Below are 22,956 nucleotides of genomic sequence, written 5' to 3'. Positions count from 1 at the left end.
ATCCGCCGCCGCGGTGCTATACACCCCCTCCCCGTCGCCATGGCGCCGCAGCATGAGGACCGGCATGACCGATACGCCCACCCCCCCGATCCGCCGTTTCCTGGACCCCGCCGCCCTCCCGCTGCTGGTCGGCGGCTTGGTGCTGGTGCTGGCGGCGGCCTGGCTTTGGGTCACGCCCCGCCCCGCCCCGCCGGCCAATCCTGCAATGGCAACGATCGCCGCGCTGGAAGCCCGCCTCGCCGCGCTGGAGGCCCGCCGCGGCCCCGATCTGGCGCCGCTGGAACAGCGCCTGGCCACGCTTGAAGCCCGCCGCGCCCCTGACCTTGCCCCGGTCGAACAGCGGATTGCTGCCCTGGAGGCGCGCCCGGCGCCGGACCTGTCGGGCATCGAACAGCGCCTCGCGGCCATACCCGCCCCCGCCGACCTGCGCCCGCTGGAAGGCCGGATCGAGGGCCTGGCCGCCCGCGTCGCGGCCACCGAGGCGCGCGCCGCCGAGGCCCTCGCCCGCCCTTTGCCCGACCCCGCCGCCTTCGCCCCGCGCGCCGCCGTGGAAGGGCTGACCAATCGCGCCGACCGGCAATCCGAACGGCTCGACGCCGTCGCTGCCCGCCAGCAGGCCGCCGATGCCGAGGCGATCCGACGCACCGAAGACCTCGCCCGCGGCATGGGTGAGCGCCTCGCGGCCGCCGAGCGCGCCGAGGCCGAACGCATCGCCACGGCCACCACGGCCCTGGAAGCCCGGCTGCGCGGCGCCGAATCGGGCCTGGCCACGCGTCTCGCCGCGCTGGAGGCGGCGCAGGCCCGCGTCGCCGCGGTGGAATCGCGCGCCACCCGCCTCGCCGCCTTCGACGCGCTGCGCCTGCGCCTCGATTCCGGCCAGCCCCTTGGCCCGGCCCTCGCCGCCCTGCCGGCCGCGCCCGAGGCGCTGACCCGCTTCGCCGCCGCCGCCCCTCCGACCGAAGCCTCCCTGCGCCTGGCCTTCGACGCCGCCGCCCGCGCTGGCCGCGCGGCAAGCGAGCCGGCCCGGGACGGCCAGGGGATGCTCGATTCCGCGGTCTCCCGGCTGTCCGGGCTGGTGACGGTGCGGCGCGGCGACCAGGTGGTCTGGGGCGATGCCGCCGCCGCCGAGATCGAGGGTGCCCGCCGTGCGCTGGAAGCCGGCGACATAGACGCCGCCCTGGCACGGATCGACCGCCTGCCGCCGGCCGCCAAGGCGGCGATGGCCGACTGGGTCGCGCAGGCACGCGCGCTCGGCGCCGCCCGCGCTGCGCTCGCCACCCTGGCCGCCGGCTGAGGAGCGCGCCATGCGTCGTGCCCTGATGGTGCTGGTCGCGCTCGCGGCCATCACCGCCCTGGCCTTCTGGTTCGCCGAGACCGGCGGCACCATCGAGGTGCAGGTCGGCGAGTTGTGGATCGGCGTCGGCCTGCCGATCGCCGTGCTGGTCCTGGTCGGCGGCTTCCTGCTGGCCCATGGCGTGCTGGCGGCGCTGGCCGCGATGCGGCGCATCCCGGCGCGGCGCCGGGCGGCCCGCGCGGACCGCCGCCGGTCGGATGGCGATGCCGCGGTGACGCGTGCGCTGGTGGCCCTTGCCGCCGGCACGCCGGACGCCGCGCGCGTCGAGGTGCGCCGCGCGCGCCACCTGCTCGGCGACACGCCGCAGACCTTGCTGCTGGCCGCCGAGGCCGCGCGCCTCGCAGGGCGCGAAGACATGGCCGCCGATGCCTTCAAGGCGCTGGCCGACCGCCCGGATGCCCGCTTCCTCGGGCTGCGCGGCCTGCTCCGCCAGGCGATGCAGCGGCAGGATTGGGAAGCCGCGCACCGCCTGGCCAAGGAAGCCGATGCCGCCCAGCCCGGTGCGGCCTGGCTGCGCGAGGAACGCCAGTTGCTGGCCCTTCGCACACATGACTGGCGTGAAGCATTGGCGCTATCCCCGCCGGGCGGGCCGCGCGCCGCGCTCGCGCTTGCCGCCGCCGAACAGGAAAGCGACCCGTCCCGCGCCGCCGAGCTGGAGAAGCAGGCCTTCGCCGCCGATCCTGAATTCGCGCCGGCAGCGATCGCCCATGCGAAGCGGCTCGGCACCGGCAGCGCGCGACGGGCGCGGGCGGTGCTGGAACAAGCCTGGGTGGCCGCGCCGCATCCCGATATCGGCGTCGCCTGGATCGCCGGCACGCCGGCTCCACTGGCCCGCGTCAAGGCGGTGGAGGACCTGGTCCACCGCAATGCCGACCACCCCGAAAGCCGGCTGCTGATGGCGCGCGTGGCCCTCGATGCCGGGCTGACCGGCCGGGCGCGCGCCGAGCTGGAAGCCCTGGTCGCCGCCGATGCGGCCGACCGCCGCGCCTTCATGCTGCTGGCCGAACTCGAGGAGGCCGAACACGGCGACACCGCCGATGCACGCGCCGCCCAGGCGCGCTGGCTGCGCGGTGCAGCCAATGCGCCCGGGGCGCCGGTGTGGCGCTGTGCGGCCTGCGGTGCGGAACATGTCGGCTGGAAGGCCGAATGCACGTCCTGCGGCGAGGTCGGGCGTATCGGCTGGTCGGCTCCCGGGTCACTGCCCGCAGGGTGATCCCAACGGCCCATGGAACGGGCCGTTGGGGTCGTTGCTAGAGCAGATCCCGATCAGGTGGAATCACCTGATCGGGTGAAGATGCTCGAAAAAGCAGAAGGCTAGAGCCGCCGCCGTGGGCCTAGGCGAACGGGAGCGGCCCAGGCCTCAGGCGCCGGCGCCGCCATCCGACGGCTTGGCTGGCGCGCCGCGCGCTGTCGCGTTGGCAGCGGCTGACGCTCCGGGCGCGGTCGCGCCGTGCGCTCCCGGCCCGATACGCGACATCGGGCCGAAGGGGCGACCGCATTCTCGATTGTCGCGCCGTGCGCTTGCCGCCCAATGCAGGGCGTCCGGCGGAAGGGGCGGACGCTGTGGCCAGGCATGCGCCATTCGGCCGCGCGTAACCGTTTGCCAAGACGTTTCGGTCATTGGTGATCCACCGGCATAGGCCGGGATTGCCAGAAGGCCACGCCATGCCCTGGGACATCGGGCTTCACTTCGCGCTGCGGGCAACGACGGCCACGCTCGCCATCGCCGCCCTCGTCTATGGCGCCATGCGCGCCGTCGTGGTGCGCGGCGACGGCTGGCGCCGCGCGCTGCGCGCGATCGGCGCGCCGTTGCTGCTGGGCATCGCCATCCTGTCCATCGTGGATATTGTGGCGGTGCTGCGGTTGGGCGTGGTGCCGGAAAGCCGGACGATCGACTGGTTCTGGGCCTCGCTCGACGAATTGATGCCCATCTTCTTCCTGCTGCAGATCGAGAGTTGGCGCCGGCGCGACCAGTTGGAAGCGCAGCTGGCCGCGCTGTCGGAAACCGACCCGCTGACCGGGTTGCCCAATCGCCGCGGCTTCCTCATTCGCGCACAGGCGGCGATGGCCACAGCGCGACGCGGCGGCGGCCGGTGCTCGGTGGTCATGCTCGACCTCGATCGCTTCAAGGCGATCAATGACGGCTTCGGCCACCCGGCCGGCGACGCGGTGCTGCGCGGCGTCGCGGTGGCGATCACCGAGGCGGTGCGCGGCACCGACGTGGTCGGGCGCCTTGGCGGGGAGGAATTCGCCCTGCTGCTGCCCGACGACCTGGCCGGCGCGGCGCAACTCGCCGAACGGCTGCGCGTCGCGGTCGCCGCCAGCGTGGCCCATCCTGCCGGGGCAGGTCATCGCGTGACGTTCAGCGCCGGCGTCGCCGCGCTCGACCCCACAGGCAGCGAGGCCGTGCTGGAAGCCGCGCTCGCAGCCGCCGACCGTGCGCTGTATGCCGCCAAGGCATCGGGGCGGGACCGCGTGCTGATCGGTTGAGCGGATGGGGTTTCGCCGGGTCGCGTTGAAGGCCGGAGGGGCGCCGCCCCTCCGGACCACCCCGCCAAAGGCCAGCGGGCCTTTGGAATGCGGGCTTTTGGCGCCGAGCCAGGGAGGTGTTCTGCCATTCGGGTGCCTGCGCTATGCCCCGCGCCATGAGCACCTTCCGCCGCCGTGCCCCCGGCACGCTTGCCCGGAGCGAACGACAGGCCTGCCCAACGCCAGGTGATGGTTTCCAAAGGCCCTGGGCCTTTGGTGGGGGTGGTCCCGAGGGGGCAAAGCCCTCTCCGGTCCTCGCCCCCCGCGCCGGGCATGCCGGCAATTCGCCGCCGCCCCTTAATGGCGCAGGTCTTGCGTGCCACCATCGGCCACCGGTCGAATCATCAAGGAGCTCCCGTATTCGTCCCCCCCATGAGCCTTGCGCGGGCGGCCCCCGATGACGGCTGCCAAGGCGTTGCGGATCCTGCTGGGCATCTCGCTGGGCGGTGTCGGCGGGGCCTGCTTCGCCGCGCTGCACCTGCCGCTGCCTTGGCTGATCGGCGCTCTCGTGGCAGTGGCCGGGGCGCGGCTGTCGGGCCTGCCAGCAGAAGGCCACCCGCAGTTGCGCAACGCCTTCCTCGGCATCATTGGCATCGCCCTCGGGCTGTATTTCACGCCCACCACGGCAGCCGTGCTCGCCGCCAAGGCAGGGCTGCTGCTGCTGGCAGCCTTCGTCACGCTGGCGATGGGCGCGGCGCTGGCACCGCTGCTCGCCAGGCGGGCGAAGGTCGACATGGCGACGGCGTGGTTCTCCTCGATCCCCGGCGGCGTGGCCGACATGGCGATGCTGGCCGAAGGCTATGGCGGCCGGCCGGCGCCGGTCGCCCTCGCGCAACTGCTGCGGGTCTGTTCGGTGGTGATCCTGGTGCCGAACCTCTTCGCCCTGGCCGGGCTGAAGGGGGATGTGCCGCAGGTCGCGACGATCCTGCCATTCGTGCCGTGGATCCTGCTGCTGCAATGCGCCGGCGGCCTGGCCGCGGGGTATTTGCTGGTGCGGGTCGGGGTGCGCGCCGGCTGGATGCTTGGCCCGCTGGCCGTGACGGCGGCGCTGACCGCTTACGGCCTGACGCTGTCGGGCATTCCGCCCTGGCTGTCGGCCTTCGCGCAGGTGGTGCTGGGCACCAGCCTGGGTGCCGCCTTCGGGCGGGAGAGCATCCGCCCGCTGCGACGCTTCCTGCCGCATGCGGTGATGCAGGTCTTCCTGCTGATGGTCGGTTGCGCCGCGGCGGCGTGGCTGATGGCCTGGCTGTTCCACCAGCCGCTCGGCGCCATGATCCTCGGCACCGCGCCTGGCGGCGTCGCCGAGATGAGCCTGACCGGCAAGGTGCTCGGGATGGATGTTGCACTGATCGTGACGCTGCATGTCACGCGCATCTTCCTCGTCACCGTGCTGACGCCGCCCGCCTTCCGCCTGCTGCATCACCGGAATTCGAAGACATGACCGACGAGCTCTGCTTCCTGTCCGCCGCCGAGGCGGGGCGGCGCATCGCCACGCGCCGTCTGTCGCCGGTCGACCATGTGCAGGCGATCTTCCAGCGCATCGACGCCGTCGATGGGCGCGTGCGCGCCTACATCACGCCGCTCCGCGACCGCGCGACAGCCGCCGCCCGCCGTGCCGAGGCCGAGATCGCCGCCGGCCTGTGGCGCGGCCCGCTGCATGGCGTCGGCTTCGCGGTGAAGGACAACTACTTCACCGCCGGGGTGCGGACGACCGGCGGGTCGCGGCTGATGCTGGATGTCGTACCCGACACCACCGCACACATCATCACGCGGCTGGAGGCGGCGGGCGCGATCCTGCTCGGCAAGCTCAATACCTGGGAATACGGCACGGGAACGGGGGCGGTGCATCACGACCTGCCGTTTCCGGTCGCACGCAACCCGTGGGACCTGGATCGTTTCACCGGCGGGTCCTCGACCGGGTCCGGTGCCGCGGTGGCTGCGGGCATCGCGCCCTTCGCGCTGGGGTCCGACACCGGCGGTTCGATCCGCCTGCCGGCGGCGGCGAACGGGCTGGCCGGGCTCAAGCCGACCTATGGCCGGACAAGCCGCGCGGGGGTGCTGCCCAATTGCTGGTCGCTCGACGTGACCGGCGCGCTGTGCTGGACGGCGGAGGACAGCGCCCTGGTCCTGAACGCCATCGCTGGCCATGACCCGGGCGATCCCGGCTGCGTCGCGCGGCCGGTGCCCGACCATCGCGCCGGGCTGCGCGACGGTGTCGCCGGCATGACGATCGGCATCGTCACCGGCCTGCCGGAAGCCGAGATCACGCCTTCCATCGCCGCCGGCGTGACGGCGACCGCTTGGCTGCTGGAGGCGCAGGGCGCGCGGCTGATCGACATCCCGCTGCCCGCGCCGCTCGCGCATTACCGGCGCGCGGCGGGGATCATCAACCCGGCCGAGTCCTTCTCGATCCACGAGGCGGATTTCGTGCAGCGGGCCGACCTCATGGGCCAGGCGCTGCGCGACAAGCTGACCACGGGATCGATGATCAAGGCCGGCGACCTCATCGCCGCGCATCGGCTGCGGCGCCATCTGGCGCGCGCCACCGATGCACTGTTCGGCCTGTGCGACCTGCTGCTGCTGCCTGGCGCCTACCGCACCGCGCCACGCTTCGACGACCCCGCCGCGGTCATCGCCTTCACGCGGGAGGGGGCGATGAACATCGCCAGCCTGTCCGGCCATCCGGCCATGTCGGTGCCCTGCGGCTTCGATGCCGACGCCATGCCGCTCAACGTGCAGGTGATGGGCCCGTATTTCGCCGAGGCGCGCGTGCTGCGCGCCGCGCAGGTGATCGAGGACGCGGTCGGTGAACGCAGCCGCCGCCCGACGCTGCGCGGAGGCGGCCTGCCGCTGCTGCCGGGGCCACCGGTTGATCGTGCGGCGCGCGATGCGGAACTGAGCAGCATCCTCGCCGCCGCGGCCGCCGAGCTGCCGCGCCTGGCCGACAAATTCGCCGAACCCGCCGGCATCTTCCGGCCCTGACCTGGCCGGCAGATGCCGGCCCATGCACCCCGCCCGGTCGCCCGGTCAGGCAAACATGTCTGCCGGGCTGTCCCGCCGCAACGCAAGCCCGAGTTCGGCGCCCAGACGCGCCGCGTCCATCGCCGCGGCATCCTCGGTCCGCTTCAGCAGGAAGGTCCCATCCGCGCGGGCGACGAGCCCGGTCAGCCGCAGGCGTCCGTCCGGCAGCAGCCGTGCATGGCCGCCGATCGGCGTTCGGCAGGACCCGTCCAGCGCCGCCAGCAGGGCCCGTTCCGCCGAGGAGACGGCGCGCGCCTCCGGGTCCTCGATGGCGGCGAGAAGTTCATGCAACTCGGTGTCGTCCGCCCGCACCGTGACCCCGACAATGCCCTGGCCGGCGGCGGGCACCATAATGTCGGGGTCGATGGAGACGCTGCCTTCGGGGTCCAGGCCCATGCGCCGCAGCCCGGCCAGGGCGAGCAGGGTCGCGGCGGCCTCCCCCTCGGCCAGCTTGCGCAGTCGCGTCTGCACATTGCCGCGGAACATCACGACCTGCAGGTCCGGGCGCAGGTGCAGCAACTGCGACTGGCGCCGCACCGATGACGTGCCGATCACCGCACCGCGCGGCAGTGCCGCGAAGGGATCGGCGGCATCGCAGCGCGGCAGGGCCGGGCCAGGCAGCAGGCAATCCCGCGCATCCTCCCGCTTCAGCGTGCAGGCGAGCACGATGCCGGGCGGCATCTCGGTCTCAAGGTCCTTGAGCGAATGCACCGCGAAATCCACCCGGCGGTCGAGCAGCGCCTCGTGGATCTCCTTGGCAAACAGGCCCTTCCCGCCGATCTCGGCGAGCCTGCGGTCCTGGATCTGGTCGCCCGAGGTGCTGATCGCGTGTTCCTCGAACGCCTTGGCGTCGCGCAGCACCGGGCAGAAGCGGGTAATGCGGTCCAGGAAGTCCCGCGTCTGCCACAGGGCGAGCGGCGAAGCGCGCGTGCCGACACGCAGCGGCAAGGAGCGACGATGCGGCGCCATGGCGCTGACAGGATGGGCAAGGGCCATGGAAGCGTCATAGGCGTTTTCCGCACGGCCGGAAACGGCGCCGGCCCGTAGCGCCGTCGATGTCGTGCGGGGGCGCGCCCCGTGCCCTGCAGCCCCGGCCATGCGCCGCGCTGCGCGCCAGCCCTCCCCCACGGCGTTTGCCGGAGCAGCGTCGCCCGATCAGGCGCTGCCACCCGATCGGGATCTGCTCTAAGAACCCCGCCCATGGACGCGGAAGATGGGATCACGCTGCACGGCCCCGTGCTGGGGCTGGAAAGCAGTTGCGACGAGACGGCCGCCGCCGTGCTCGCCCCGGATGGCGCCATCCTGGCCGAGGCGGTGCTGAGCCAGGAGCAGGAACACGCCGCCTTCGGGGGGGTGGTGCCGGAGATCGCCGCGCGCGCGCATCTGGCCGCCCTGCCCGGCCTGGCGCGGACGGTGCTGCAGCGGGCGGGGCTCGGCTATGGCGACCTTGGCGCAGTGGCGGCGACCTCGGGGCCGGGGCTGATCGGCGGGTTGATCGTCGGCGCGTGCTTCGGCAAGGGCGTGGCGATCGCGCGGGGGCTGCCCTTCGTCGCGGTGAACCACCTGGAGGCGCATGCGCTGACGGCGCGGCTGCCGGGGCTGCTGCCCGAAGGCGCGCCAGAATTTCCCTATCTGCTGCTGCTGGTGTCGGGCGGCCATTGCCAATGCGTCACGGTGGAGGGGCTTGGGCGGTATCGCCGGCTCGGCACCACGCTCGATGACGCGGTCGGCGAGGCCTTCGACAAGGCCGCCAAGCTCATGGGCCTGCCCTGGCCCGGTGGGCCGCATCTGGAAAGGCTGGCGGCGACCGGCGATGCGCGGGCGGTGCCGTTGCCGCGGCCGCTGTTCGGCCGGCCAGGCTGCGATTTCTCCTTCTCCGGCCTGAAGACCGCCGTGGCGCGGGCGCTGGCGCAGGGCGCGCGGCCGGCTGATGTGGCGGCATCCTTCCAGGCCTCGGTCGCCGCGGTGCTGGCCGACCGGGCGCGGCATGCGCTGGCGATGCTGCCGCGGGCGACGGCCGTGGTGGTGGCCGGCGGCGTCGCCGCGAACGGCGCGGTGCGCACGGCGCTGGCCGGTGCCGCGGCGGCGGCCGGGGTGCCAATGCTGGCGCCACCGCTGCGGCTGTGCACCGACAACGCCGTGATGGTGGCCTGGGCGGGGATCGAGCGGCTGCGCGCCGGGCTGACCGATCCGATGGACCACAATCCCCGGCCGCGCTGGCCGCTTGCGGAACTGAGCGGCGCCGCATGAACTATCGCCACGCCTTCCACGCCGGCAACCACGCCGATTGCCTGAAGCACGCGCTGCTGCTGCTGTTGCTCGATGCGCTAAAGCGCAAGGACGCCCCCTTCGCCGTGCTCGACACCCATGCCGGGCGCGGCATCTACGACCTTTCCGCCGATGAGGCGGCGCGCACCGGCGAGGCCGCCCATGGCGCGCTGCGGCTGCAGGGGATCGCCGCGGGGCCGCTCGCCCCCTTCGTCGCGGCGCTGGCGGCGCAGGGGTTTCCGGCGCGCTATCCGGGGTCGCCCGCGCTGATCCACGCCGCGCTGCGCCCGCAGGACCGCCTCGCCTGCTGCGAACTGCACCCCGAGGATTGCGCCGCGCTGCGCGCGCATTTCGCGCGCGACCGCCAGGTCGCCGTCCATCTGCGCGATGCCTATGAGGCGATCCGTGCCCTGACGCCGTTCCCCGAGCGCCGCGGCTTGGTGCTGCTGGACCCACCCTTCGAGGCGGAGGACGAGTTCGGTCGTCTCGCCGATGCGGTCGCCGAACTGCAGCGCCGCTTCCGCGCCGGCATCGTCGCCGCCTGGTATCCGGTGAAGCACCGCGCGCCGGTGCGCGACTTCCACGACGCGCTGCGCGCCGCCGGGGTGCGGGACGTGATCGCCGCCGAGATGTGGCTGCGCGAGCCGACCGATCCACGCCGCCTGAACGGCAGCGGGCTGCTGGTGGTGAACGCGCCCTTCGGCTTCGAGGACGCTGCGCGTCAGGTGTTGCCGGCATTGCTGGCGGCGCTGGAGACCGAAGCCGGAGCGGGGGTCGCGGTGAACCGGGTGGCGGCGGAATGAACGCCGGGCACGATGGCGCGGCTGCGGTCCTGGGGCGTTCGGGATACCGGAGGGGCCCTGCCCCTCCGGGCCACCCCGCCAGGGGCCAGCGGGCCCCTGGACCGCGATCCTCTGTCACCGGGCGGCGAGGGCGGGATCGACCTCAAGGCCCGGCCATGCGGCCAATGGGTCTTCGACGTCTGGGTGAACCACCATGCCCCGGACCAGGTGGCGGATTCCAAGTACCCATCGGCCTTTGGCGGGGGAGGTTCGGAGAGCGTAAGGCCCCCTTTGGCCTGTCCACCCCCGAGACCGGCAACCCGCGATCCGCACGGCGCTTGCCCCCGGATGAGAGGCGACGACCATGACCGCGCGCATCGCCGTTTTCGGCGCCGGGGCCTGGGGCACGGCGCTGGCCATCCAGGCGGCTCGGGCCGGGCAATCCGTCATGCTCTGGGCACGCGACCCGGCCGTGGCGGCCGCGCTTGCCGCAACGCGGGAGAACACGCGCTACCTGCCCGGTGTCGCGCTCCCGGATGCGGTGACGATCACAGCCGGCGGGGCAACGGCCCTCGAAGGGGCCGCGCTGGCATTGCTGGTGGTGCCGGCGCAGGCGCTGGGCACCGTGCTGCTGGGGCTGCCACGGCGCGCGGTGCCCCTGCTGGCCTGCTGCAAGGGGGTCGAAGCGGGTTCGCTCCGGCTACCGCTCGAAATCCTCGCGGCGTTGCGGCCGGGCGTGCCGGCCGGGGTGCTGTCGGGGCCGAACTTTGCCCATGAGGTCGCGCGCGGATTGCCGGCCGCCGCCGTCGTTGCGGCGGCAGACCCCGCCTTGCGCGATGCCGGGCTGGCGCTGCTCTCCTCCGCCGCCTTCCGGCTGTATGGCGGGGAAGACCCGATCGGCGCCGAGGTCGGCGGGGCGGCCAAGAACGTCATCGCCATCGCCGCCGGTGCCGTGATCGGGGCGGGATTGGGGGAGAATGCACGGGCCGCCCTGGTCACGCGCGGCCTCGCCGAATTGTCGCGACTCGCCGTGGCGCTTGGTGGCCGGGCGGAGACGGCAGCCGGGCTGACCGGGCTGGGCGACCTGATGCTGACCTGCGCGGGCACAGGCAGCCGGAACATGTCCCTCGGCCTGGCGCTGGGCCGGGGAGAGAGCCTTGCCACGGTGCTCGCAGGCCGCGCAGGCGTGACCGAGGGTGTGGCGACCGCCCCGGCCATCGTCGCGCGTGCGGCGATGGTGGGCGTGGAATTGCCGATTTGCGAAGCGGTGGCCGACCTGGTCGCCCAGCGCATCACGCTGCCGGAAGCGATGGCGCGGCTGCTGGCGCGCCCACAGCGCGCGGAGTAGCCCGTCCGACGCCGCGCTGCGGCCACCCGAGGCCTCGCCTGGCCGGGCGAGATTGCCGAAATGCTTTCGGACCGGGCGCCTCATACCAACGGCCGAATTCTTCGACTGTTGGTATCCATATTTTCATGCCCTCAGACGCCGGGCGCAAACCTCCGGTTTGCTTGGCTTTCGCCGGACTACCGGCGGGCCGCATTCCGGCCTCGGCCCGAGGCAAGACATCGGGCCGCTGGTTTCAGGCGCTGCGGACCAATTCCGAATCGTGCAGGTTGCGCACAGCGGCGACGTAGCCGGACTGCGTGCCGGAGATCAGCGCCTCGTTCAATTGGCGCAGCAGGCGTTCCAGGTCGTCGGTCCGGCACAGTTCGAGTGAGCCGAGCCCGGCGCGATGGGTTGCGCGATAGGAACCGTCCTGCAGGCGGTCGATCTCGATGGTGCTGGCGCCGCCGGCGACGGGGCGCAGCGTGATAATGACGTCGTCGGGCGAGGGGTCGGTCGATTCGGCCATGGGCGTCGTGTCCTTCGAAGGTGGGCCGGACACGGCGCCGCCCTTCTGGCGGCGTCCGTTCGGAAGACCCCGGCGCGACGCGGCGCCGCACCGGGATTATCGTTTCACCGCCATAGAATCGGGCAGAGTCGGGTGCCACCGATCAGCGGTAGCGTAGCGCAGTAAGTTTCACCCCCAGGTTCTGTGAGCCGCCCCCTCGGCAGCCGCGCTGCATGCTGCGGCAGGGCGGAAACCGAGGCCCCGCCTGGGTCCGTCGTGGCCGCCTTGCGGTTGCGGCGGCGCGGCCCGGCTTCGCTACACATTCGCGGCATCGGTTGCGTTTGCAGGGCGGATCACGGCCCGCAGACGGGGCGGGGGAGCCTTGTCCCCACGCCCTGTCGTTGCTTCAGCCCGCCCGTGTGCGGCGCGCCGGCTGCTCGGCCCGCGCGGCGATCCGGGCCCGGATGGTACCGAGCAGCGGCGAACCCTCGAAGACCACCGGCGCGCAGGCGCCGGCCAGATAGCTGCCATTGCCGCGCTTCGCCTCGAAGTCGACCACCAGGGCAGTCACCTTCGCGTTGTCGAAAAGGTGCCGGTTGCCGTCGTCGAAGTAGGTCTCGGTCACCGCGCCTTCGGACACCACGAGCCCGTGGCTCTCCAGTTCGACGTGGTAATAGGTGACCTCACGCACCCAGAGTTCCTGCACGATCGAGCTGCCGTTCACCAGCAGCCGCGCCGGAACCAGGCGGCCGTCGATGAAGATGGCGTGTTCCGGGCTGACGCGCAGGTCGCGGAACGGCACCCCGTCGGCCAGCGCATCGGCCTTGATCAGGATCGGCGCCGCCTTCGAACGATCACGCTGGCGCGCGACATTCACCTGGGTGCGGCCGACCCAGACCAGCGGCTGGAGCGGCGCTCCACCATGGGCCACCACCACCAGGTCGCCGGCGCGCAGATCCTCCACCGCCACTTCCCCGCGGACGGTCGCGATCCTCGTGCCCTCGGCGAAGCAGGTGATGGTGTCGTCGCCGGGGGTGTAGCCGTAGACGGTCAGCGTATCCGTGCCGTTGGTGAAGATGGACGGGACGCTATCGCTGCCGCCACCGGTCACCGTCCACGGGTTGTTGCCCGGGTTCCAGCCCTCGAGGTCGATCGTGTCCGTGCCGCCGCCGAGGTAGATGGTGTCGTTGCCGCCACCATCGTGCCAGACGTAGCTGTCGTTGCCGCCACCCAAGTCGACCGTGTCGGGCCCGTTTCCGGCCACGAAGGTGTCGTTGCCCGCGCCGAGTTCGTAGCTCTGGAACCCGGAGATGGTGTCGATGCCGCCCTGGCCGTCATTGACGGTGTCGACGCCGCCGCTCAGGTCGATGAAGACCGGCGCGGTGGAGCCCGAATAGTCGAGCGTGTTGGTGCCGCCACCGCCGACCAGGCTATCGTCGCCCGACGAGCCAACCACCGTGTCGTTGCCGCCGCCGGCATTGATCGTCTCGGCACCCGTGCCGCCGACGATGCTGTCCGCGCCGTTGCCGGTATTGACGACGCCGAAGCCGGACACCGTGTCGGTGCCGCCCTGGCCATCCTGCGCGATGCCGGTGTTCAGGTTGATGGTCACCGGGCCGGTCGAGCCGGAGTAGTCGAGCGTATTGGTGCCCGACCCGCCGACCAGGCTGTCATTGCCAGCCGAGCCGACCACCGTGTCGTTGCCGCCGCCGGCGTTGATCGTCTCGGCACCCGTGCCGCCGACGATGCTGTCATTGCCGTTGCCGGTGTTGACGACGCCGAAGCCGGACACCGTGTCGGTGCCGCCCTGGCCGTCCTGCACGATGCCGGTGTTCAGGTTGGCCGTCACGCCGCCGGTCGAGCCGGTGTAGTCGAGCGTATTGGTGCCCGACCCGCCGACCAGGCTGTCATTGCCAGCCGAGCCGACCACCGTGTCGTTGTCGGCACCACCGTCGATCGTCTCGTTGCCCGACCCGCCGACCAGGCTGTCATCGCCCGCGCCGCCGACCAGGCTGTCGGCCCCGCCGCCGCCCACGATGGTGTCGTTGCCCGACCCGCCGTCGATGGTGTTGGCCGACGACCCGCCCGACAGCGAATCCGCGTTGGAGCTGCCGAGGATGTTCTCGACGCCCGAGAGGCTGTCGGTTCCAGCGGCACCCGAGGAGGAGCCGTTGCCCGAGCCGTCGACCGACACGGTCACGCCGCCGGTCGCACCGGCATAGGAGGCCCAGTCGCTGCCCGACCCGCCGATCAGCGTGTCGTTGCCGCCGCCGCCCAGCAGCGTGTCGTTGCCGGCCCCGCCATCGAAGACGTTGGCCAGCGTGCCGCCGACGCCGCCGGTGATCAGGTCGTTGCCCGACCCGCCGGTGACATTCTCCATGCCGGTCATGCTGTCGGAACCGACATCGGCGCCGCCCGTGCCGGTGCCGCTGCCGATGCTGTCGAGCGCCACGGTGACGTTGCTGGTCGCCGCGCTGTAGTCGGCGAGGTCGATGCCCGCGCCGCCCAGCAGGCTGTCATTGCCCGCGCCGCCGTTCAGCGTGTCGTTGTCGGCGCCGCCGTCCAGGCTGTCATTGCCGTCGCCGCCGCCCAGGCTGTCATTGCCCGCCGCGCCGACCAGCGTGTCGTTCGCGCTGCCGGCGCCGCCGAGCAGGACGTTCGCGGCGCTGCTGCCGACGATGCTGTCCGCGCCCGAGCCGCCGGTGGCGTTCTCGAAGCCGCTGACCACGTCGGTGCCGGCACCACCGGTCCCGGTCCCGGTCTCCAGGTTGACCGTCACCGCGCCGGTGATGCCAGTGTAGTCGATCAGGTCGATGCCGGTGCCGCCGACCAGGCTGTCATTGCCGAGCGAGGCGAGGATGGTGTCGTTGTCCGCGCCACCGTCGATCGTCTCGTTCGTGCTGCCACCGGACAGGAGGTCATTGCCGACGCCGCCGAAGATCGAGTCGATGCCGCCATTGCCGGCGATGGTGTCGTTGCCGTCGCCGCCATCGAGGAAGTCGGCGTCGCCGGCACCCGTGCCGGTACTGCCGAAGATCGAGTCATCGCCCAATTCACCGAATGCGGTGTCGCCGAGGTTGGTGACGATGGTGTCGTTGCCGGCGCCGCCGAAGATCTGGTTGTCGGCATGCGTGCTGCCCGTCAGGCTGTCATTGCCCGAGCCGCCGCGCAGGTTCTCGAAGGTGTTGGCCGCGAAGCTGTCGCCCTGCGCGTCGCCGCCCGAAGCGGTGCCCGCAACCAGGCTGACCGTCACGCCGGTCGTGTCGGACGCGTAGGAAAGTTCGTCGTTGCCACCGCTGTCGACGAAGGTATCGGCCCCGGCGCCGCCTTCAAGCGTGTCGTTGCCATCGCCGCCATTCAGCACATCGGTGCCGGCGCCGCCGCGAAGGACGTCGTTGCCGGCCTCGCCGAGCAGGCTGTCATTGCCATCGCCGCCGACGATGCTGTCGTTGTCGGCGCCGCCGAGCAGCGTGTCGTTGCCGCCACCGCCGCTCAGCGTGTCGTTGCCCGCGCCGCCGGACAGCACATTGGCCGTCGTCACGCTGTCCGCGCCGCCCGAGATGATGTCGGCGCCCGTGCCGCCGGTCGCATTCTCGAAGCCGCTGACCACGTCGGTGCCGGCGCCGCCCGTCCCGGTGCCGGCGGCGAGGTCAACCGTCACCGCGCCGGTGATGGCGGAGTAGTCGATCAGGTCGGTGCCCGTGCCGCCGACGAGGCTGTCATTGCCGGCGCTGGCGACGACGACATCGTCATCCGCGCCGCCGTCGATAGTTTCGGCACCCGTGCTGCCGGTGAGGGTGTCGTTGCCGGCACCGCCCAGCAGCGTGTCGGCGCCGCCGCCGCCTGAGATCGAATCATCGCCGGCATTGCCGCTGAGCAGATTTGCGCCGGTGTCGCCGACCAGCGTGTCATCGCCGGAACCGCCGACCACGTTCTCGAAGCTGCCCGCAACGATGCTGTCGCGGCTGTTGGCGTTGGTGGGACGGGCCTCGCTTCCGCCGGTCGTGTTGGTGACGATGCTGCGGCCGGTCTGCGTCAGGTCGATGCCGACGCCGACCGTGTCGTTCGCGTAGCTCAGCGTGTCGTTGCCGGCACCGCCGTCGAGCGTGTCTGTGCCCGCGCCGCCATCGACCCAGTCATTGTCGGCGCCGCCGAGCAGCGAGTCGTTGCCGGCGCCACCCACCAGGGTGTCGTTGCCGGCGCTGCCCGAGAGGTTGTCATTGCCGGCGTCACCAAAGAGGCTGTCATTGCCGGCGAGACCGTCGGCCGTGTTGTTGCCCGTGGTGCCCGCGTAGGTGTCATTGCCTGCAGTTGCGCCGGGGCCAGGGGTCCATGTGCCGGACATCGTTCTCTCCTCAGGAACAGGTCACGCCGGGCACGGCCGGGCGCAAAGCGGTGTGGAAACGGGAAACGGCCCGCGCGCGGGACCGCGGCGGGGCGAAAGGGCTGCACGAATGCTGATCGGGCGCCGCGGGGCGCCGCGAAGGGCCTGGTCGGCCCGACGTTCCGCCGGCAGTCCGGTGCGCGGCAGGCCTCGCGGCGCGGCGCGGTGCGCGCGCCGCGGCGTGGCTGGGCGAGGCGACCGGCTGGGTGGACAGTGCCTTGGCTTCCGGCTGCACATCCGGTGCAGCGGTGAAGACCGGTGCCGGCACGGCGTCGCGTGGAGCGAGACGCGCCCCGCGCCGAGCCGCGACGGTCAGCCGCCGCGCGATCCGCGCCGAGGATCGACGGCCCGCCGGGACGGCGGAACCGGCATTCGCTCGGTCAGATCGGGCGACGGAATGATACATAAATCAGCCTAAAGAGGAAATTTGAGACGATTTGCTTCCGCAAACCGCGTTGCTCTGTCGCAAATACGAGAATGTGTGTCCAGCGTGTTCGCCCATTGAGCAAATCCGCTTTAATTACACGCTATAGTTGCATTCAAACATTGCATGATAATTCAATTTCGTAACGAATAACCCCTAACCGCCGGGTCCCGGCCATTCCGGGACCGAGGCAAGCTCGCTGGCCGGAGCTCCGTTTCACGCTGCGCGTGCATCCAACGCCGTGGATCGCGGGGTTCGGGCACCGGACAACCGCCTCGGCAGGCTTTCAACTTGTTGTGATTCGCGCGGCAGGTCTCGGATTGTGAACGGCCACCGGCGCATGCCGAGCCGGCTATTCCGCCGTCAGCGCTGCCCCCGCCGCGAGCGGCGCCAACGGCGCCGCCAGCGACACCCCGGCCGCGAGCAACAGCAGGAAGGGTGTCGGCGACAATCCCGCCGCCGCCGCCTCGATCGCCGCAGCACCGAAGATCACCGCCGGAATCGCCAGCGGCAGCACCAGCAGCGGCAGCAGCACGCCGCCCCGCCTCGCGCCCAGCGTCAGCGCCGCCCCGACTGTCCCGAGCAGCGACAGCAGCGCGGTCGCCAGCGCCAGCGCAGCCAAAGCCGCGCCCCAGGCCTCGACCGGCAGGTTCAGCAGGGCGGCGGCAACCGGCGTGGCCGCGAGCAGCGGCAGGCCGGTGGTGATCCAATGCCCCAGCGCCTTGGCCGCCGCGATTCCCGCGCGCGGCAGGCCCGACAGCAGCAATTGGTCGAGCGTGCCATCTTCCGCATCCGCGCCGAACAGTCGGTCGAGCGGCAACAGGGCAGCCAGGAGTGCCGCCGCAAACAACGCCCCCGGAGCGAGGCGGGCCAGGGTCTCCGGCGCCGGCCCGACGCCGAAGGGGAACAGCGCGGCCACCAGCACGAAGAACAGCACCGCCGCCAGCGTATCGGCCGGGTGGCGCAGGGCGAGGCGGATCTCTCGCCCCAGCAGCGCGGCGAAAGCCCTCACAGCCGAATTTCCCGCGCATCGGGCAATGGCAGCGGAATATGCGTCGCCGCCACGACGATGCCCCCGGCCGAGCGATGGGCCGCCAGCAGCGGGCCAAGCCGATCCACCGAAGCGGCATCGAGCCCCGTGGTGGGTTCATCCAGCAGCCACAGCGGCACCGGGGCCAGCGCAAGCCGCGCCAGCGCCAGCCGCCGCTTCTGGCCGGAGGACAATACCCGCGCCGGCAGGTCGGCGAGCGCGCCGAGCGCCAGGGCGTCCAGCGCCGGGCCCACCGCCCCGCCCCACAGCCCCGCGAAGAAGGCGAGGTTTTCCGCCACCGTCAGCGCAGGCTTCAGCGCATCCTGGTGCGACAGATAGCGCAGCCTGGCGGCATGGGCGGCGGGCTCGGCGGCGATGTCGGCCCCGGCCCAGGTAACCGCGCCCTCGGCGGGGCGCAGCAGCCCGGCCAGGATGCGCAGCAGCGTGGATTTGCCGGCGCCATTGGCCCCGGTCAGCAGCAGCGCCGCACCGGGGGGAACGGCCAGGGACAGGCCGGCGAAGACCGCCCGCTCCCCGCGCAGGCAGGCGAGGTCGCGCGCCGCAAGCACCGTATCGCCCGGTTCAGCCAAAACCCGCCCCCATCCATGGACCGCCGCCGGCCGCCATGCTTTAAACCCGCCGTTTGTGCGGCCGCGAACGGCGGTCTTGAAGCAAGGAAGGGCACCTCAGCCATGCGGATGATCGGGCAGGACAGCCTGAAGACCCGCCGTACCCTCGCGGTGGACGGCAAGACCTATCACTACTTCAGCCTGCCCGAGGCGGCCAAGAGCATCGGCGACATCACCCGCCTGCCCTACAGCCTCAAGGTGCTGCTCGAGAACGTGCTGCGCTTCGAGGATGGCCGGTCCTACACCGTGGACGACGCGAAGAAGATCGCGGAGTGGGTGAAGGAAGGCCGTTCCACAAAGGAAGTGCCATTCCGCCCCGCCCGCATCCTGCTGCAGGACTTCACCGGCGTGCCCGCGGTGGTGGACCTCGCCGCGATGCGCGACGCGCTGCTCAAGCTTGGCGGCGACCCGCGCAAGGTGAACCCGCTGGTGCCGGTCGACCTCGTCATCGACCATTCGGTGATGGTGGATTTCTCGGGTTCCGCCTCCTCCCTGCAGAAGAACGTCGATGTCGAGTTCGAGCGCAATGGCGAGCGCTATGAATTCCTCCGCTGGGGCCAGGAAGCCTTCAACAATTTCCGCGTCGTGCCGCCCGGCACTGGCATCTGCCACCAGGTGAACCTGGAATACCTCGCGCAGGTTGTCTGGACCGCGACCGACACCGGCGAGACCTTCGCCTTCCCGGATTCCTGCTACGGCACCGACAGCCACACCACCATGGTCAACGGCCTCGGCGTGCTGGGCTGGGGCGTCGGCGGCATCGAGGCCGAGGCGGCGATGCTCGGCCAGCCGATCGCCATGCTGATCCCCGACGTCATCGGCTTCAAGCTGATCGGCAAGCTGAAGGAAGGCATGACCGCCACCGACCTGGTGCTGACGGTCACGCAGATGCTCCGCAAGAAGGGCGTGGTCGGCAAGTTCGTCGAGTTCTACGGCCCCGGCCTCGCGCATCTGCCGCTGGCCGACCGCGCGACGATCGGCAACATGGCCCCCGAATACGGCGCCACCTGCGGCTTCTTCCCGGTCGACGAGACGACGCTCGACTACCTGCGCCTGTCCGGGCGTGACGAGCACCGCATCAACCTGACGCGCGACTATCTGAAGGCGCAGGGGATGTTCCGTGAGGCGGATTCGCCGGATCCGGTGTTCACCGACACGCTGGAACTCGACCTGTCCACCGTAGAACCCTCCATGGCCGGGCCGAAGCGTCCGCAGGACCGCGTGGCGCTGAGCAATGTTGGCACTGCCTTCGGCAAGGACCTCGCGGCCGGGACGATGGGCGTGCCGGGCGACAAGGCCGAGCTGCGCGTGCCGGTGGCGGGGGCGAATTACGACCTCGGCCATGGCGACGTGGTGATCGCGGCGATCACCTCCTGCACCAACACCTCCAACCCCTATGTGCTCGTGGCCGCCGGCCTGGTGGCCAAGAAGGCGGTGGAGAAGGGGCTGACGGCGAAGCCGTGGGTGAAGACCTCGCTCGCGCCCGGGTCGCAGGTGGTGACCGAGTACCTGAACAAGTCCGGGCTCACCACCTATCTCGACGCGCTGGGCTTCCAGACCGTCGGCTATGGCTGCACAACCTGCATCGGCAATTCCGGCCCGCTGGCCGAACCGATCGTCGATGCGGTCGAGGGCAACAAGCTGGTCGTTACCTCGGTGCTGTCGGGCAACCGCAACTTCGAAGGCCGGGTGCATGCCAATGTCCGCGCCAACTACCTCGCTTCCCCGCCGCTGGTGGTCGCCTACTCGCTCGCCGGCACGGTGAAGAAGGACCTGTCGAAGGAACCGATCGGCGCCGGCAAGGATGGCCAGCCGGTGTTCCTGAAGGACATCTGGCCGACCCAGAAGGAAGTGAACGACACGGTGCACGCCGTCGTCACGCGCGAGATGTTCCAGGAACGCTACGGCGACGTGTTCAAGGGCCCGGCGCAGTGGCAGGCGATCCGCGTCGATGCGGACAGCGACACCTATCGCTGGAACTCGGGCTCCACCTACGTCCAGAACCCGCCCTACTTCGAGGGCATGACGATGGACCCGAAGCCGACCGGCGACGTGAAGGGTGCGCGCATCCTCGCCCAGTTGGCGGACAGCATCACCACCGACCACATCTCCCCGGCCGGTTCGATCAAGAAGGCGTCGCCGGCGGGTGAATACCTGCTGGAACACCAGGTGCGGCAGGACGACTTCAACTCCTATGGCGCGCGGCGCGGCAACCACCAGGTCATGATGCGCGGCACCTTTGCCAACATCCGCATCAAGAACGAGATGGTGCCGGGCGTCGAAGGCGGCATCTCCAAGCACTACCCGTCGGGCACCGTGGCGCCGATCTACGACGTGGCGATGAAGTACAAGGCTGAGGGCGTGCCGCTGGTCGTGCTCGGCGGCAAGGAATACGGCACCGGGTCGTCGCGCGACTGGGCGGCGAAGGGGACCTTCCTGCTCGGCGTGAAGGCGGTGATCGCGGAAAGCTTCGAGCGCATCCACCGGTCGAACCTGGTCGGCATGGGCGTGCTGCCGCTGGTGTTCAAGGAAGGCGAGAGCCGCGCGACGCTCGGCCTGACCGGCGACGAGACCATCGACATCCTGGGCGTGGAGAACCTGTCCCCGCGCATGATGATGGATGTGGTCATCACCCGGGCCGACGGGACGCAGGTGAAGACGCAGGTTATGTGCCGCGTCGATACGGCGGACGAGGTCGAGTACTACAAGAACGGCGGCATCCTGCACTACGTGCTGCGCGGGATGGCGAAGGCGGCGTAAGCCGCGACGACATCGCCGGAATTCAGGGAAGGGCGCGGCGCCATTGGGTGCCGCGCCCTTCGCGCGTTCAGCCGGCCGTCACCTGCGTGACGCTCAGCCGCCGCAACCGGCCATCCTGCGTCGGCCAGTCGATCGATTGTCCGGCCTTCAACCCGATCAGCCCGGCGCCGACCAGCGACAGGATCGAGATGCGCCCCTGGCCGATATCGGCTTCCGAGGGCAGCACGAGTTGCACGGTCCGGGTGACGCCATGCGCCTCGTCGGTGAAGACGACATGGGACCCCAGTGCCACGACGTTGGACGGCAGTCGCGCGGCCGGCACCACCTCGGCGCGGTCGGCTTCCTCCATCAGCAGGCGGGCGGCTTCGGGGTTGCGGCGTGCATCGCGGATGGCCAGGCCGACGAGGATGCCGTGGTCGTCCTCGGACAGCAGGATGGACGGGCGGCGCGGCGCGGCGCGCCGGACAGTGGCTTCGATCATGGGAAATCCGTGGGTATCGCGGTGACGGGATGAAGCGGTCCCCGGCGGCGGCGGCGCAGGGCGCGCGCAACCTCCGGGGTCAGCGGCCCGCGATCAGGCACCCCGCATGGGCAAGACGGCGACGGAGAGTGGCGGTCAGCACCATGCCCCATAGATCGGCCCGCCTCGCAGCGCGATCAAGGCCGGCAGCGGCAAGAACAATCCAGACTATGGCCGCTTCCCGCTCGGCTGCTCGCCGCAGACGCGGCGCTGAACCGCGCGGGGCGTTGCGTCACGCGGCGCGCAGCCGCAGCAGGATGGCCGCGCCGCACATCGCGGCCATGCCCCAGAACACCGCCGCCCCGAAGACCGCATAGGCCTGCCCGGCCAGCAGCGTCGCGACCATCATCACCGCCCCGATCCCCGCGGCCAACAAGGTCTGCGCCGTCCCGGCCACCGCCGGCGGGATCGCCTGCTGCATCACCCGCATCGTCGCCAGGTGCATCGCCCCGAAGGTCAACGCGTGCAGCGCCTGCGCCACAACGAGCGCCGGCAGCGCCACGGTCTGCGCCGTGATCCCCCAGCGGATCAGCCCCGCGCCTGCGGCAACCAGCGCCAGCCCCCGTGGCCCCAACCGATCCGCCAGCCCCCGCCCCCAGGCGAACAGCGCCACCTCGGCCACCACCGACCACGACCACAGCAGCCCGATCACCGTGGCCGGCACCCCGGCTTGTTCCCAATGGATCGACCCGAATGCGTAATAGGCCGCGTGGCTGCCCTGGATCAGCCCCGCCACCAACAGAATCCGGCGGAACTCCGGCAAGGCGACGACCGCGCGAAACGCACCGCCGCCGCGCCGCGCCGGCACGCGCGCCACGGGCACCGCCAGCGCGGCCAGCCCGGCCGTCGCCATCGCACCCGCCAGCAGCCAGGCCACGCTGCCCGCCCCGGCGCGTTCCGCCAGCCAGCCGCCCGCGCCCGCCGTGATGATGAACGCCACCGACCCCAACGCGCGCACGCGTCCGTAATCCCAGCCTTCCTCCCGCGCCGCGCGCAGCGCCAAGGCATCGCCCAGCGGCACGACCGACGCGAATCCCATCGCCATCAGCAGGTTCGCCGCCAGCAACCCGGGCAGATCCTGCGCGATGCCGTACAGGCACGCTGCCAAGGCCGCGATCAGCGCGCCCCCCGCCATCACCGCCCGCGGTCGTCCCAGCGCATCGGCGACACGCCCGCCCACCGGCCCGGCCACCAGCCGTACCGCCGCCCCCGTCGCCAGCACGCCGCCGACCTGCCCGGCCGACAGCCCCGCCGCGGCCATCAGCGGCGGAATGAACGGCATCATCACGCCCACCGCGCCGAATTGCGCGATGAACAACATGGCGAAACGCGGGGCGGAGGTTGTCACGCTGCAGCCATGCCGGACGCCCCCGCCATGGACAAGTGCCGCGCCCCATGCGACGGAAGCCGCGCCCCCCAATTC

Annotated in this window: 16 protein-coding genes; 9 read left to right on the top strand and 7 right to left on the bottom strand. The window is 71.7% G+C overall.

Annotated elements, in window-relative coordinates:
• Positions 1-64: 64 nt before the first annotated feature.
• From AAFN86_RS22695 to AAFN86_RS22675, 5 genes are all read left to right on the top strand, one after another.
• On the top strand, positions 65-1,294 hold the full coding sequence (locus tag AAFN86_RS22695; RefSeq protein ID WP_347545841.1) for a hypothetical protein: 1,230 nt from the start codon (positions 65-67) through the stop codon (positions 1,292-1,294).
• A 10-nt stretch (positions 1,295-1,304) separates the two neighbouring features.
• Positions 1,305-2,567 carry a heme biosynthesis HemY N-terminal domain-containing protein gene (locus AAFN86_RS22690; RefSeq protein WP_347545840.1) on the top strand — a complete coding sequence of 421 codons (1,263 nt, stop codon included), beginning with the start codon at positions 1,305-1,307 and terminating at the stop codon, positions 2,565-2,567.
• A gap of 452 nt (positions 2,568-3,019) precedes the next feature.
• Positions 3,020-3,844 (top strand): GGDEF domain-containing protein, encoded by an 825-nt coding sequence (locus AAFN86_RS22685; RefSeq protein ID WP_347545839.1) that lies wholly within the window; start codon positions 3,020-3,022, stop codon positions 3,842-3,844.
• A gap of 436 nt (positions 3,845-4,280) precedes the next feature.
• Positions 4,281-5,324: an AbrB family transcriptional regulator gene (locus tag AAFN86_RS22680; RefSeq protein WP_347545838.1), complete on the top strand. Its 1,044-nt coding sequence runs from the start codon at positions 4,281-4,283 to the stop codon at positions 5,322-5,324.
• Positions 5,321-6,865 (top strand): amidase, encoded by a 1,545-nt coding sequence (locus AAFN86_RS22675; protein WP_347545837.1) that lies wholly within the window; start codon positions 5,321-5,323, stop codon positions 6,863-6,865. The genes AAFN86_RS22680 and AAFN86_RS22675 overlap by 4 nt, the downstream gene beginning before the upstream one ends.
• Positions 6,866-6,910: 45 nt before the next feature.
• Here the strand turns inward: AAFN86_RS22675 and hemC are convergent, their stop codons facing one another.
• Complete coding sequence (gene hemC, locus AAFN86_RS22670) at positions 6,911-7,900, bottom strand: hydroxymethylbilane synthase (protein WP_347545836.1); 990 nt, start codon at positions 7,898-7,900, stop codon at positions 6,911-6,913.
• A gap of 204 nt (positions 7,901-8,104) precedes the next feature.
• Between hemC and tsaD the strand changes: the two genes are divergently transcribed.
• The 3 genes from tsaD to AAFN86_RS22655 all read left to right on the top strand — a co-directional run bounded on the left by tsaD (position 8,105) and on the right by AAFN86_RS22655 (position 11,302).
• The gene (gene tsaD / locus AAFN86_RS22665; RefSeq protein WP_347545835.1) at positions 8,105-9,154 is read left to right on the top strand and encodes a tRNA (adenosine(37)-N6)-threonylcarbamoyltransferase complex transferase subunit TsaD; all 1,050 of its coding nucleotides are present in this window, start codon (positions 8,105-8,107) and stop codon (positions 9,152-9,154) included.
• The gene (locus AAFN86_RS22660; RefSeq protein WP_347545834.1) at positions 9,151-9,975 is read left to right on the top strand and encodes a 23S rRNA (adenine(2030)-N(6))-methyltransferase RlmJ; all 825 of its coding nucleotides are present in this window, start codon (positions 9,151-9,153) and stop codon (positions 9,973-9,975) included. Before tsaD ends, AAFN86_RS22660 begins: the two co-directional genes overlap by 4 nt.
• A 343-nt stretch (positions 9,976-10,318) precedes the next feature.
• Entirely contained in the window at positions 10,319-11,302 is a 984-nt protein-coding gene (locus AAFN86_RS22655) for an NAD(P)H-dependent glycerol-3-phosphate dehydrogenase (protein WP_347545833.1), read from the top strand.
• A 232-nt stretch (positions 11,303-11,534) separates the two neighbouring features.
• Here the strand turns inward: AAFN86_RS22655 and AAFN86_RS22650 are convergent, their stop codons facing one another.
• The 4 genes from AAFN86_RS22650 to ccmA form a co-directional block, all read right to left on the bottom strand.
• Positions 11,535-11,807, bottom strand: a complete 273-nt coding sequence (locus tag AAFN86_RS22650) for a hypothetical protein (protein WP_347545832.1) — start codon at positions 11,805-11,807, stop codon at positions 11,535-11,537.
• A gap of 385 nt (positions 11,808-12,192) precedes the next feature.
• Complete coding sequence (locus AAFN86_RS22645; RefSeq protein ID WP_347545831.1) at positions 12,193-16,131, bottom strand: Hint domain-containing protein; 3,939 nt, start codon at positions 16,129-16,131, stop codon at positions 12,193-12,195.
• 815 nt (positions 16,132-16,946) lie between these two features.
• The gene (gene ccmB / locus AAFN86_RS22640; RefSeq protein WP_347545830.1) at positions 16,947-17,606 is read right to left on the bottom strand and encodes a heme exporter protein CcmB; all 660 of its coding nucleotides are present in this window, start codon (positions 17,604-17,606) and stop codon (positions 16,947-16,949) included.
• The gene (gene ccmA / locus AAFN86_RS22635) at positions 17,603-18,214 is read right to left on the bottom strand and encodes a heme ABC exporter ATP-binding protein CcmA (RefSeq protein ID WP_347545829.1); all 612 of its coding nucleotides are present in this window, start codon (positions 18,212-18,214) and stop codon (positions 17,603-17,605) included. Before ccmA ends, ccmB begins: the two co-directional genes overlap by 4 nt.
• 102 nt (positions 18,215-18,316) lie before the next feature.
• Between ccmA and acnA the strand changes: the two genes are divergently transcribed.
• Positions 18,317-21,013 carry an aconitate hydratase AcnA gene (gene acnA, locus AAFN86_RS22630; RefSeq protein ID WP_347545828.1) on the top strand — a complete coding sequence of 899 codons (2,697 nt, stop codon included), beginning with the start codon at positions 18,317-18,319 and terminating at the stop codon, positions 21,011-21,013.
• Between the two features lie 67 nt (positions 21,014-21,080).
• Here acnA and rnk read toward each other — a convergent pair whose 3' ends face one another.
• On the bottom strand, positions 21,081-21,494 hold the full coding sequence (gene rnk, locus AAFN86_RS22625) for a nucleoside diphosphate kinase regulator (protein WP_347545827.1): 414 nt from the start codon (positions 21,492-21,494) through the stop codon (positions 21,081-21,083).
• Positions 21,495-21,765: 271 nt separating this feature from the next.
• Positions 21,766-22,881 carry an MFS transporter gene (locus AAFN86_RS22620; RefSeq protein WP_347545826.1) on the bottom strand — a complete coding sequence of 372 codons (1,116 nt, stop codon included), beginning with the start codon at positions 22,879-22,881 and terminating at the stop codon, positions 21,766-21,768.
• Positions 22,882-22,956: the final 75 nt, after the last annotated feature.

The organism is Roseomonas sp. CAU 1739 (genome assembly GCF_039839775.1).
Taxonomy (GTDB): Bacteria; Pseudomonadota; Alphaproteobacteria; order Acetobacterales; family Acetobacteraceae; genus Neoroseomonas.
The sequence above is the reverse complement of the archived record's forward strand: the minus strand, read 5'-3'. Positions and strand labels throughout refer to the sequence as shown.

What these genes read in the sequence shown, in the direction of transcription:
- AAFN86_RS22660 (WP_347545834.1), top strand. Translation starts at nt 9,151, where the DNA reads ATGAACTATCGCCACGCCTTCCACGCCGGCAACCACGCCGATTGCCTG.
- hemC (WP_347545836.1), bottom strand. Translation starts at nt 7,900, where the DNA reads ATGGCCCTTGCCCATCCTGTCAGCGCCATGGCGCCGCATCGTCGCTCC.
- tsaD (WP_347545835.1), top strand. Translation starts at nt 8,105, where the DNA reads ATGGACGCGGAAGATGGGATCACGCTGCACGGCCCCGTGCTGGGGCTG.
- AAFN86_RS22690 (WP_347545840.1), top strand. Translation starts at nt 1,305, where the DNA reads ATGCGTCGTGCCCTGATGGTGCTGGTCGCGCTCGCGGCCATCACCGCC.
- AAFN86_RS22655 (WP_347545833.1), top strand. Translation starts at nt 10,319, where the DNA reads ATGACCGCGCGCATCGCCGTTTTCGGCGCCGGGGCCTGGGGCACGGCG.
- acnA (WP_347545828.1), top strand. Translation starts at nt 18,317, where the DNA reads ATGCGGATGATCGGGCAGGACAGCCTGAAGACCCGCCGTACCCTCGCG.
- AAFN86_RS22680 (WP_347545838.1), top strand. Translation starts at nt 4,281, where the DNA reads ATGACGGCTGCCAAGGCGTTGCGGATCCTGCTGGGCATCTCGCTGGGC.
- AAFN86_RS22645 (WP_347545831.1), bottom strand. Translation starts at nt 16,131, where the DNA reads ATGTCCGGCACATGGACCCCTGGCCCCGGCGCAACTGCAGGCAATGAC.
- AAFN86_RS22685 (WP_347545839.1), top strand. Translation starts at nt 3,020, where the DNA reads ATGCCCTGGGACATCGGGCTTCACTTCGCGCTGCGGGCAACGACGGCC.
- AAFN86_RS22695 (WP_347545841.1), top strand. Translation starts at nt 65, where the DNA reads ATGACCGATACGCCCACCCCCCCGATCCGCCGTTTCCTGGACCCCGCC.
- rnk (WP_347545827.1), bottom strand. Translation starts at nt 21,494, where the DNA reads ATGATCGAAGCCACTGTCCGGCGCGCCGCGCCGCGCCGCCCGTCCATC.
- AAFN86_RS22675 (WP_347545837.1), top strand. Translation starts at nt 5,321, where the DNA reads ATGACCGACGAGCTCTGCTTCCTGTCCGCCGCCGAGGCGGGGCGGCGC.
- AAFN86_RS22650 (WP_347545832.1), bottom strand. Translation starts at nt 11,807, where the DNA reads ATGGCCGAATCGACCGACCCCTCGCCCGACGACGTCATTATCACGCTG.